Source organism: Kribbella sp. DT2, from assembly GCF_049844575.1.
In the GTDB taxonomy this organism is placed as follows: domain Bacteria; phylum Actinomycetota; class Actinomycetes; order Propionibacteriales; family Kribbellaceae; genus Kribbella.
This window is the reverse complement of sequence record NZ_JBNCLH010000005.1, coordinates 155,018-165,477: the sequence shown is the minus strand read 5'-3', so window position 1 is coordinate 165,477 and position 10,460 is coordinate 155,018. Positions and strand designations below refer to the sequence as shown.

Sequence of the window (10,460 nt, the reverse complement as noted above, 5' to 3'; positions counted from 1 at the left end):
TCAGGCCCCCAGCTGCCGCAGGGCGCCGAGCACGGTCTCCGGCGTCGGGTCCAGCAGCTCGCCGGCCAGCTTGCCGTCGGCGAGCAGGACCACGCGGTCGGCGTACGAGGCAGCGAGCGGGTCGTGGGTGACCATCACGACGGTCTGGCCGAACTCGCGGACGCTGCGGCGCAGGAACCCGAGGACCTCGGCGCCGGAGCGGGAGTCCAGGTTGCCTGTCGGCTCGTCGGCGAAGACGACCTCCGGGCGGCCGACCAGAGCGCGGGCGACGGCGACGCGCTGCTGCTGACCACCGGACAGCTCCGACGGGCGGTGCGTGAGGCGGTCCTGCAGACCCAGTACGTCGACCAGCGTGCTGAGCCACTGCTGGTCGGGCTTGCGGCTGCCGAGCTCGAGCGGCAGCAGGATGTTGTCCTTCGCCGAGAGCATCGGGAGCAGGTTGAACGACTGGAACACGAACCCGATCCGGTCCCGGCGGATCCGGGTCAGCTCGGCGTCCGGGAGCGTGGTCAGCTCGGTCTCGCCGAGCAGCACCTGGCCGCTGGTCGGGGTGTCGAGGCCCGCGAGGCAGTGCATCAGCGTCGACTTGCCGGAACCCGACGGCCCCATGATCGCGGTGAACCGCCCGACGCCGAAGTCGACCGAGACCCCGTCGAGCGCGGCCACCGCGGTGTCGCCCTGCCCGTAGATCTTCCGGAGCTCGTGGGCCCGGATCGCGGTCCTGGCGGCGGCGTCCTGCGGCAAACGGCCGAGCGGGAGCTCGCCGGTCTGGATGGTCATCGGTGTCCTCCGGGGGCTTGTCGGCGGGGGTGTTCCCGCCACCCTCCAGAAGTTAGTGATCCCCGGCCGGCATCTCGTCGGACCACGGCATGGAGTCGCCGTACGACTCTGGTCGTACGCCGGTGGTGTTTGCCTTCCACAACAGTTTTCCTGGATCGATCGATGCTCTTGGGTTTTGCGACGTTTCGTCGTATTGTTTACGACAGGTAGTCGTAAACCTGGATGAAGGGATCGACCATGGACACGCTCACCGATCGCGCCGACCTGATCGAACTGCTCGGCCGGTACGCCGACATCGCGGACCTGAAGGAGTTCACCGACCTCCCCGGTCTCGTCTTCACCGACCCGCTGACGCTCGACTTCGGGTCCGTCGCCGACATCCCGCCGACGACCGTGCCGCTCGGCGAGTACGTCGAGACCCTGCGCGCGGCCTTCGCGCCGTACGTGGCGACCCACCACGCGATCACCGGTCCCGTCGTCACGATCGACGGCGACCGCGCGACGATCCACGCGCACGTGCGGGCCGAGCACTGGCTCCCCGCCGACGTCGCCGCCGGCGGACCCAACTACTGGCTGGTGGTCGGCTTCTACGACAACGAAGCAGTCCGTACGGCGGACGGCTGGCGCCTCAGCAGCGTCAAGCTCACCTCGGCGTACCAGGAGAACCCGCAGCTGTCGGGCGCTGCGCTCGGGAACCGGTAGGGAAGGATGCCTGCATGCCGCGGATCCGGGGAGCCAGCATCGAGCAGCACCACGAGCTGGTGTGGGCCGACCTCGCCGAGGCGATGCGGCAGCTGCTGCTCGAACGCGACTACGACTCGATCACCATGGGCCACATCGCGGCCCGGGCCGGGCTCGCACGCAACACGCTGTACAACTACGCCGCCGACAAGGGCGCGCTCGTCCTCGCGCTGACCCAACGAGCGAGCCGTCCCACCGTCGAGCGGGTCGCCGCGATCGTCGCCCGGACGGCGGACCCAGCCACGAACCGGCTGCGCGACATCATCGACGTGGTCCTGGAGTCGTCCACGGACCAGTCCCTGCAACTGATGTTCCGCCCAGGCTCCGGCCTACCGGTCGCCGAGGTCCCGAAGGGCCCGGACGGCCCGTTCCACGCGATCGTGGTCGGGGTCGAGAAGGTCGTCCGCGACGGCGTCGCCAACGGAGAGTTCCGCGACGTCGGCGACGTGCGGCTCGTGGTGGAACTCCTGTCCGGCGCCATGCGAGCCGGCGCCGAACGCATCGGGCGGGACCCGTCCACGTTCAACGCCACGGTGCAGGCGGCACGGGAGCTCATCCTCAGTGCCCTCGCCCCGCGGGGGTGAGGTCAGAGGCCGAACACCCGGTCCGGGTCGGTCGCCGACGCGTACGCGGCCAACGCGCTCGGCATTCGCAGGTCCCCGTCGTCCACGAGCCACCCGAACGCGTGCGCGACGACGTGGTCGGTGCGGCCCTGGGTCTCGAGGTGCAGGCCGGTGGGGGAGCGGCGGACCGTCAGGCCGTCGTACGAGGTGCCGATGGTCATCGCGTCGACGCTCTTGAACAGCAGGTCCACCCGGCCGCTGCCGGTGTCGCCGCGGAGGAGCAGCTGGCTGTGGGTCACGGTGTAGGCCCAGACCTGTATCCGCAGGTCGGACTCGTAGAGGACAGCGCCCTCGGGGACGTCCTTCAACTTGTACCAGGCGCGCTCGGTGGGCATCCCAGCTGAGTCCTTGACCGTCATACGTCAGAGCCTAGGTATCACCCGCGGGCCTGTGCCACACTCGCGCTGTGAAGGCCCTCTCGTTGTGGTCGGAAAACTCGTTCCTGTCGATCGCGAGCCGCGACTCGGTCCTGTCGATCGGATCAGCCGGCTCGGTCCTCAGCCTCGGCTCGGTCGGCTCCGCACTGTCGATCGGCTCCGTCGGCTCCACCCTGTCCGCGTTCTCCGCGGGGTCGGTCCTGTCCGTCGGCTCGGCCCTCTCGGCCCGCTCCCGCTGGTCCGTCCTGAGCAGCGAAGGCGACCGAGCCGTCCTCCACAAGCCGCGGACCTTCGTCGCCGGAGGCGTCGCGCTGGCCGTCCTCCTGACAGCCCTCACGCATCGCCGCTAGCCAGTTCTATCGGTGGCGCCTGGCAGCCTTCTGCGCATGGTGATTCCACGGGCAGCGGCCGTCGTCGTGAACGGTCGTCGAGCACTGCTGATCAAGCGCTACCTGCGGCACAAGCCCGGCAGCGCCTGCGTCATGTGCGAGGCCGCCGGCGGGGACGGCCCCGATTGTCCTGGCCATCAGTACGCCGTACTGCCTGGCGGTCACGTCGAGGAAGGCGAGACAGCCGAGGTGACCGCGCTCCGTGAGCTGACCGAGGAGACCACGCTGACGGCCCGCATCGACCGCCTGCTGTGGACCGGCAAGCACAACGGCCGGCCGGCGTCGTACTTCCTGATGGCCGACGTCACCGGCACGCCGCTGCTCTCCGGCCCGGAGGCGGAGGCCCAGGGACCGGACAACAACTTCGAACTGATCTGGGCAGAGCCCGCCGAGTTCGACGAGCTCGGCCTGTACCCGGCTGACGTCAAACCACAGCTGACCGACCTGCTGAAGGCGGCTTAGGGTGACGCCGTGGAGATGAACGAGTATCAGCTGGCCGCACTTCGTACTGCTGCGCCGAAGGACAAGTTCAACGAGCTGTTTCACCTGCTGCTCGGGCTGGTAGGGGAGACGGGTGAGATCGCCGAGAAGGCGAAGAAGATCGTGCGGGACAAGGGCAGCGACTTCTCGCAGTGGGACGTCGAGGATCTCGCGAAGGAGCTCGGGGACACGCTCTGGTACGTCGCGGTGATCGCCGACCACTTCGACATCCCGCTGGACGACGTCGCGCAACTCAACATCGCGAAGCTCGCGGACCGGCAGCAGCGCGCGGTGCTCGGCGGCAGCGGCGACAACCGTTAGCTCGCGCGTCCTCCACGAAAAGCCTTCGACCGGCCCACCGGCGTCGGTGACGATGGTGCGATGCCCGAAACCCACTCACGCCCCGTGCCCGGCGGCCGCGCCGTCTTCCTGACCGAACGCCTCTGGAAGCTCGCGGAAGGCCTGCCGGTCGAGTCCGTGCCGATCGACGACATCCGCGAGTTCGACGAGAACTGCTGGTTCGGCGACGGCCCGGTCACCTGCCGCATGGTCGCCCAGCACGCCGGCCGCATCGAGAAGGCCGACCTCCGGCACCCGGTGATTCTCTCGTCCGACGGCCGCCTGATGGACGGCGGCCACCGAATCTCCCGGGCCTGGCTCGACGGCTCACCAACCATCAACGCCGTCCGCTTCCCCGTCGACCCGGAGCCCGACTACATCGAGTGGGACGCCACGCCTGAACCCAGCTGACCTGTCGAACCTCGCGCCGGCTCCTGCCACAGTGAGCAGATGCTGAACGAGGTGGCTGACGGTGTCTGGGTCCGGCAGAGCGAGTGGGTCTGGAGCAACGCCGTCGTCGTACGCGGGGAGAACGGGCTCGTCCTGGTCGATCCGGGCATTTCCGGCGCCGACCTGAACGAGCTTGCCGATGAGGTGGATCGGCTGGGCGTTCCGGTGGTTGCCGGGTTCTCGACGCATCCGCACTGGGATCACCTGCTGTGGCATTCCCGGTACGGCGACGTGCCGCGCTACGCGACCGCCGGCTGCGCCGAAGTCGCCGGCGGAGCCCGGGAGCGGGCGCAGGCGATGGCGGCGGAGAGCGCGGCGGACATCCCGCTCGAACTGATCGGGCTCCTCACCCCGCTGCCCGCCGACGGGGGACCGGTGCCTGGCGAACTCATCGAGCACGACGCGCACGCCATCGGCCACGCCGCGCTCCTCCTCGCCGACCGCGGCGTCCTGATCGCGGGCGACATGCTGTCCGACGTACTGATCCCTCTCCTCGACCCTCGCCGCCCTGGTCAGCTGAGCGCGTACGACACCGCCCTCGACCAGCTCGTCGAGGCGGCCCAGCACGCCGACGTCCTGATCCCCGGCCACGGAACCGTTGCCCAGGGCCCCGAGATCACAGCCCGCCTCACCGCCGACCGTGCGTACGTCGACGCACTCCGCCGAGGCGAGGACCCGGTCGACGCCCGCCTGGCCCAGGAGTGGCTCGCCGGCCCCCACCAATCGAACCTCGAGTCCGCCGGATGACCACCCGATGGCTCTGGCCGGCCAACCTGGGCGCGGCATGCTGCGCAGGAGTGGCTTACCTGGGCGAGGGGCTGTTGCCGGGCTCGTCGCACCTCACGCTCATCGCGATCGAGCTTCTTCCCGCGGCCCTCGTGATCCTTGGGCTGTACGTCGTACAGGCGGTTCCACCGAAGCCGACACTCGCTGATCCGCCGTATCCGAAGTAGCGCGTTCCGATGTTCAGCAAGCTCGACTCTGAAGGAGCCAGATCATGCCGGGTCCGACAGGCGGTGCCCTCGTCCACATCAACCCGATCCTGAACGTCTCCGATCTGCAGGCCAGCATCAGGTTCTCCACAGAGGTCCTCGACTTCGAGCTCCTGGGCACCTTCGGAGAGCCGGCTGACTTCGGCATCATCCGCTGGGACGAGCACGAGATCTACCTCTGCGTGAACGGCCAGGGGCAGTCCGGCACCTGGCTCGCGCTGTTCATGAGCGAGCCTGCTGCGCTGTACGACCGACTCGTCGCGCATGGAGCCGAGGTCCTGATGCCCCACGCGGGCGGCGACGGCGAGTTCCGCGTCGCCGACCCGGACGGACATGTGCTCCGGGTGTTCGCGGGTTCCCCGAAGGAGTAGATGTCCGATGACGCCGATTGTCACGACTGACGCGTTGTACGGCGTCAGCGGTGACAATTGACGTCAGTCGTACGACAACAATCGATGGCGGCCACCGGCCGTTGTCGCACTGGTCGAGACGCCGCCGCCGTCCTCATCGGAGACGTGGACCAGGCGAGCGGCGATATCACAGGCCCCGAAGTCAGCTTGCCGGGACTGGAGGCAACCACATCGTTGTTGTTGGTTGATCGGGCGTCTCGGATTCGTGGGGTATTACGACGACTTGGTGGGCATCTTTGGAGATGATCCGGCCAGGGTCCGACGAGACGTAGCGCTCACAAGGCAGGTTGTGCGCGGCGAGGATGGCCAGGTAGCCGGGGATTGGGTCCATCAGATGTTGGGCTGTCGGGATGAACCAGGCAGTGGCGTGCGGGTTGATGTCCGGGTCATACACGGTGGAATCGACGCTCGCCGGATTCACGTAGGTCGAGTCGTACCAGGCGTTGGTCGTGCGGCGGAAGTGCTCTTCGTCCGCTGTGAGAAGTTGCCGGTTGCCGAGCATGTTGACAAGTCCGAAGATTCCGATCCGGCGGCCCAAGCGGTCGGGAACGGGGCTCTGGAATCTGACATAGGTCGGCGGCGTGGTCACTTTGCTGATTCTGTCCTGGTGGCAGGTCGTTCGCAGTCACCACACCCGCCCCGGAAGCGTTCTGCTGCTGGCCACCGGCGAGGACGGCACCCCAGCAGTGCACTCGCGCGACAAGCGCGTACTCCGCGCGGTAGCGCGGCACCTCAGCGCGGCAGCGCATAGGAAGCGCGCGCAAGCACGCGCACCCACACTCAGGGCGGGCGGGAGCGGCGCGTAGCGCGCGACGAAGGAGGGGCGTAGCACCGCGTGGGATGAGAACCTCCACCCAAAGAACCTGAACTTGCTCCCCCGCCAGGTTTCGATCCTGGTCTTCGAGATTCAAAGTTGCCGCAGACCCGTCCGCACCGGTCCACGCGAGGCATCTGCCCACCCCGGCCTGAGCGTGATCCCGGCCCGGCTCGCACCTGGTCGTCCACTCCGATCCACACCGTTTGTTAGCAAATCCGTTAGCAAGAGCGGTGGCGTCGGTACGCTCAGGCCAAGGCAGGAGGGCTGGGATGAACTACGAGCTGCTGCTGTTGGTCGTGATCACAGTCGGCTTGACATTGCGCGCGCTGTGGGCGTCTGCCGTCCTACATCGTCACGTCGGGTGGCTGATCGCGGTGTCGTGGCCTGGTCGGCGGGATCGGTCTGGAGTCCGACTGGCTGGCGATTCCTTGTGTACTCGTGTTCCTGGTCAGCGAGTTCGTTTACCCGACCGGAGGGGATGGACCGTCGAAGGCACCACCAGCACGGTGGTTGGATCCCTGCGTCGGCATTTCTCAGCCGGGCCGCCTGGCCGCCACGGACGAAACGCACGTGACAACGGCGGTGAGCCTTCTGATCCGTGACCGAGTTCAACCCGTCCACCGCTGACCACTCCGCGCTTGGACGCGGATACCGATCCAACGGATTGTCCAGGATCGTCCGGGCCGATCCGAGGATGCTGTTAGCAAGCCCGTTAGCAACTCCGGCCCTGACTCGGATCAACTTCTCTGGCTAGCCGAGCGCGCTGCGGCCCTCGGGAGGACGACGCCCGAGCAGATCGAGCGTGACATCCAAGAGAGGGGTGTGATGCAGGTCCGGCACCGAGCTGAGGGATAGCCATGCTGCTTGGTCAGAGCTGCCGCCGATCTCGTGGCGCAGGGTTCCGCCCACTAGGGCTACCTCGTAGACGAGGCTCGTTGCATGGATCTCGGCGTCCGGGCTACGCCAGACATTCGAGTAGACACCGAGCAATCGAACGACCCTGACGTCATACCCGGTCTCCTCGGAGACTTCGCGAACAACTCCATCTGCCGGGTGCTCGCCGTGGTCGACCCCACCACCAGGCGGTCCCCACCGCAGATCTGGCGCCTCGAACCGGGATAGCAAAATGGCGCCGTCCTCGTTCACACATGCTGCGTAGGCACCGAGCCGTTGAACACGGTCAAGCTTGTCCTCCTCTGCCATCCGGCGATGGTGGCACACGGCACGGTCACCTTGGCTCGCGTCCTGATAGGTCCTGACTGGGCTGAACGGCAGACGGGAAGACGCACCCCGACCCCACTCCGACATAGCCGGCCAAATCGGTCCCGTCATCCCGGAGTCGTGATGCCCCCGCCGGAGGCGATGTCGTTGGCATTCAGGAAAGACAACCGAGAGCGGGCGCGGCGGTGAAGGGCCGGAGGCCGCATGCGCACGCCGCGCCGCGCGCCGAAGGCGCGCCTTGACAAGCGAACGCTGACGATTCTGCGCGAGCACCTTGCGCGTCAGGAGGCCGAACAAGAGATGGCGGGGGATGCCTGGTTCGGCGAGGACTACGTGTTCACCACTGGCCTTGGGCGGCCTGTGCCACCAGACATAGACACAGTCACGAACCTCATCGCCGTACTGATTCGGCAATACAACGAACCGGCAGTCCCAGGTACTCGGCGGACCCCACGGCAGGAGCTTCCTCGGCCCGCGCATCCGCTCCCGCCCGCTCGGCTCCATGACCTGCGGCATGTGCACGCCACCCTGCTCTTGATCGCCGGCGTCCCGGTCCACGTCGTCGCGGAACGTCTCGGCCACGATGACCCCGCGATCACCCTCCGGGTTTACGCGCACGTGATCCGCCAGCATGCAGACGAGGCTGCTAACACCTTCGCGACCGCTGTGGACGGTGACGACCAGTCCGAGCGTTCGGAGGGCGACGCTGATGCGGGGGAGTAGGACCCTGTTAGCAAAAGCGTTAGCAAAACCCCGGCTCTGAGTATCCCGAGCCGGGGTTTTGCGCTGCTCCCCCGCCAGGTTTCGATCCTGGTCTTCGAGATTCAAAGTCTCGCGGGCTGCCGATTACCCCACGGGGGACCGCTGGTGCGTTCGGACAGTTTGCCATGGGTGGGGCGCACGACACGCGTAGGGGTTCCTTACCTACGGCTCCGTAGGTTACGGTTGCGTAGGTAAGCCGTCCTCCACCTGAGGGAACACGACATGACTCCACCCGCCGTGGCAGCACCGGAGGCGCCCACCCGCGCCGATCAGGCCGACGAGCTCGACGTCGACACCGGAACTCTCGGGGGTGAGCGGAAGCACGTCTGGGAACAGGTCGCGCTGGCGCTGTTCATCGGGATCCCCTTCCTGGCGGTGCTGGCCGCCGTACCGATCGCCTGGGGCGGCTTCCTGGGGTGGCGTGACATCGTCATCGCGGTGGTGTTCTACACGGTCGCGGGGCACGGCATCTCGATCGGGTTCCACCGGTTGTTCACGCACAAGTCGTTCAAGCCGAACCGGCCGATGAAGTACGCCCTGGCGATCGCCGGTTCGCTGGCGATCGAGGGGCCCGTGGTGCGCTGGGTGGCCGACCACCGCAAGCACCACAAGTTCTCCGACCGCGACGGCGACCCGCACAGCCCGTGGAAGTACGGCAACACCCTCGGCGCGTTGACCAAGGGGTTCCTGCACGCCCACATCGGCTGGCTGTTCGACACCGAGCAGACCCCGCAGCGGCAGTACGCGCCGGATCTGCTGAAGGACAAGGACATCGTCAAGGTGTCGCGGTTGTTCCCGTTCCTCGTCCTCGTCTCGCTGCTGCTGCCGGCGCTGATCGGCGGGCTGTGGTCGTGGTCGATCGAGGGCGCGCTGACCGCGTTCTTCTGGGCCAGCCTGGTCCGGATCGCGCTGCTGCACCACGTCACCTGGTCGATCAACTCGATCTGCCACACGATCGGCGACCGGCCGTTCAAGAGCCGGGACAAGTCGGGCAACGTCTGGTGGCTGGCGATTCTCAGCCAGGGCGAGTCCTGGCACAACCTGCATCACTCCGACCCGACCTGCGCGCGGCACGGCGTACTGAAGGGTCAGCTCGACACGTCGGCGCGGTGCATCTGGTTCTTCGAGAAGCGCGGCTGGGTCAGCGACGTGCGCTGGCCGGTGCCGGAGCGGCTCGAGGCGCGCCGGGTGAGCGCGGAGGAGCAGGCGGCCGAGAAGGCCGCCGAGAAAGCGGCACGCACCCGCCGCACCAAGGTCGCGGCCTGAGCGGGACTCCCGCCCGGTCACAAAACGGTCCGCGCCCGGAAATCTCCCGGCGCGCGGCACCGTCGTACGGCATGATGCAGACGTGATCTCGACGTGACGGAACCCAAACCGCGACGTTCCACCCGGGTCCGGATGACGAGTGCGGATCGTCGCGAGCAACTCATCGTGATCGCCCGGGCGCTGTTCGCCCAGAAGGGTTACGAAGGCTCGTCGGTCGAGGAGATCGCGGCCCGGGCCGAGGTCTCCAAGCCGGTCGTGTACGAACACTTCGGCGGCAAGGAAGGCCTGTACGCCGTAGTGGTGGACCGCGAGGTCCGCAGCCTGCTCGACACCGTGACCGCGTCGCTGACGGCGGGCCGGGCGCACGAGCTCGTGGAGCAGGCGGCGCTCGCGCTGCTGGACTACATCGAGAGCTCGTCGGACGGCTTCCGGATCCTGGTCCGGGACTCGCCGGTCGGGTCGTCGAGCGGGTCGTTCATCTCGATCCTCAGCGACATAGGGAGGCGGGTCGAGCACATCCTGGCCGAGGAGTTCAAGCGGCGCGGGCTGGACCCGAAGAACGCGCCGATGTACGCGCAGATGCTGGTCGGCATGGTCGCGCTGACCGGTCAGTGGTGGCTCGACGCGCGCCGCCCGAAGAAGCAGGACGTCGCCGCGCACCTGGTCAACCTGGCCTGGAACGGCCTGGCCGGGCTGGAAGCCAAACCGACGCTGTCGACCCGGCCGCACAAGTAGGAGTCGGTCCCCGGTAGGACGGGGAGATACGTCCGTGGCATGACCTTTTCGCCGGGCGATCGCCGTACGCTGGCCGGC

General features: G+C 67.7%; 16 protein-coding genes and 1 tRNA gene. 12 read left to right on the top strand and 5 right to left on the bottom strand.

The features are described from left to right. Positions 1 to 780 (bottom strand): ABC transporter ATP-binding protein, encoded by a 780-nt coding sequence (locus ACLQ2O_RS22260; RefSeq protein ID WP_425834375.1) that lies wholly within the window; start codon positions 778 to 780, stop codon positions 1 to 3. A 237-nt stretch (positions 781 to 1,017) separates the two neighbouring features. Between ACLQ2O_RS22260 and ACLQ2O_RS22255 the strand changes: the two genes are divergently transcribed. Then, on the top strand, positions 1,018 to 1,482 hold the full coding sequence (locus tag ACLQ2O_RS22255) for a nuclear transport factor 2 family protein (protein WP_425834373.1): 465 nt from the start codon (positions 1,018 to 1,020) through the stop codon (positions 1,480 to 1,482). 14 nt (positions 1,483 to 1,496) lie between these two features. Then, positions 1,497 to 2,105: a TetR/AcrR family transcriptional regulator gene (locus ACLQ2O_RS22250; protein ID WP_425834371.1), complete on the top strand. Its 609-nt coding sequence runs from the start codon at positions 1,497 to 1,499 to the stop codon at positions 2,103 to 2,105. 2 nt (positions 2,106 to 2,107) lie between these two features. Here ACLQ2O_RS22250 and ACLQ2O_RS22245 read toward each other — a convergent pair whose 3' ends face one another. Beyond that, entirely contained in the window at positions 2,108 to 2,503 is a 396-nt protein-coding gene (locus tag ACLQ2O_RS22245; RefSeq protein ID WP_425834369.1) for a hypothetical protein, read from the bottom strand. A gap of 47 nt (positions 2,504 to 2,550) precedes the next feature. Here ACLQ2O_RS22245 and ACLQ2O_RS22240 point away from each other — a divergent pair, with 47 nt between their 5' ends. The 7 genes from ACLQ2O_RS22240 to ACLQ2O_RS22210 are packed head-to-tail and all read left to right on the top strand — an operon-like array spanning position 2,551 to position 5,542. Continuing rightward, positions 2,551 to 2,871, top strand: a complete 321-nt coding sequence (locus ACLQ2O_RS22240; protein ID WP_425834367.1) for a hypothetical protein — start codon at positions 2,551 to 2,553, stop codon at positions 2,869 to 2,871. A 36-nt stretch (positions 2,872 to 2,907) separates the two neighbouring features. After that, a complete protein-coding gene (locus ACLQ2O_RS22235) occupies positions 2,908 to 3,372 on the top strand; it encodes an NUDIX domain-containing protein (protein WP_425834365.1) in 465 nt (154 codons plus the stop codon). Positions 3,373 to 3,387: 15 nt separating this feature from the next. Beyond that, entirely contained in the window at positions 3,388 to 3,711 is a 324-nt protein-coding gene (locus tag ACLQ2O_RS22230) for a nucleoside triphosphate pyrophosphohydrolase family protein (RefSeq protein WP_425835264.1), read from the top strand. Positions 3,712 to 3,771: 60 nt separating this feature from the next. Continuing rightward, complete coding sequence (locus ACLQ2O_RS22225; protein WP_425834363.1) at positions 3,772 to 4,140, top strand: hypothetical protein; 369 nt, start codon at positions 3,772 to 3,774, stop codon at positions 4,138 to 4,140. A gap of 39 nt (positions 4,141 to 4,179) precedes the next feature. Further along, a complete protein-coding gene (locus ACLQ2O_RS22220; RefSeq protein WP_425834361.1) occupies positions 4,180 to 4,926 on the top strand; it encodes an MBL fold metallo-hydrolase in 747 nt (248 codons plus the stop codon). Then, complete coding sequence (locus ACLQ2O_RS22215) at positions 4,923 to 5,132, top strand: hypothetical protein (protein ID WP_425834359.1); 210 nt, start codon at positions 4,923 to 4,925, stop codon at positions 5,130 to 5,132. Before ACLQ2O_RS22220 ends, ACLQ2O_RS22215 begins: the two co-directional genes overlap by 4 nt. A gap of 44 nt (positions 5,133 to 5,176) precedes the next feature. Continuing rightward, positions 5,177 to 5,542 carry a VOC family protein gene (locus tag ACLQ2O_RS22210; protein ID WP_425834357.1) on the top strand — a complete coding sequence of 122 codons (366 nt, stop codon included), beginning with the start codon at positions 5,177 to 5,179 and terminating at the stop codon, positions 5,540 to 5,542. A 181-nt stretch (positions 5,543 to 5,723) separates the two neighbouring features. Here ACLQ2O_RS22210 and ACLQ2O_RS22205 read toward each other — a convergent pair whose 3' ends face one another. Both ACLQ2O_RS22205 and ACLQ2O_RS22200 read right to left on the bottom strand, forming a co-directional pair. Then, positions 5,724 to 6,170 (bottom strand): hypothetical protein, encoded by a 447-nt coding sequence (locus ACLQ2O_RS22205; RefSeq protein ID WP_425834355.1) that lies wholly within the window; start codon positions 6,168 to 6,170, stop codon positions 5,724 to 5,726. 978 nt (positions 6,171 to 7,148) lie between these two features. Further along, positions 7,149 to 7,601, bottom strand: a complete 453-nt coding sequence (locus ACLQ2O_RS22200; protein WP_425834353.1) for an NUDIX hydrolase — start codon at positions 7,599 to 7,601, stop codon at positions 7,149 to 7,151. A gap of 222 nt (positions 7,602 to 7,823) precedes the next feature. On the opposite strand from ACLQ2O_RS22200, the gene ACLQ2O_RS22195 reads away from it, so the two are divergent. Next, positions 7,824 to 8,342, top strand: a complete 519-nt coding sequence (locus ACLQ2O_RS22195; protein WP_425834351.1) for a tyrosine-type recombinase/integrase — start codon at positions 7,824 to 7,826, stop codon at positions 8,340 to 8,342. A 66-nt stretch (positions 8,343 to 8,408) separates the two neighbouring features. Here ACLQ2O_RS22195 and ACLQ2O_RS22190 read toward each other — a convergent pair. Further along, positions 8,409 to 8,480, bottom strand: a tRNA-Gln gene (locus tag ACLQ2O_RS22190). Positions 8,481 to 8,603: 123 nt separating this feature from the next. Here ACLQ2O_RS22190 and ACLQ2O_RS22185 point away from each other — a divergent pair. Then, positions 8,604 to 9,647, top strand: coding sequence for an acyl-CoA desaturase (locus ACLQ2O_RS22185; protein WP_425834349.1), 1,044 nt, complete (start codon positions 8,604 to 8,606; stop codon positions 9,645 to 9,647). Between the two features lie 132 nt (positions 9,648 to 9,779). Then, positions 9,780 to 10,382: a TetR/AcrR family transcriptional regulator gene (locus ACLQ2O_RS22180; RefSeq protein WP_425834347.1), complete on the top strand. Its 603-nt coding sequence runs from the start codon at positions 9,780 to 9,782 to the stop codon at positions 10,380 to 10,382. The last annotated feature ends 78 nt before the right edge of the window (positions 10,383 to 10,460 follow it).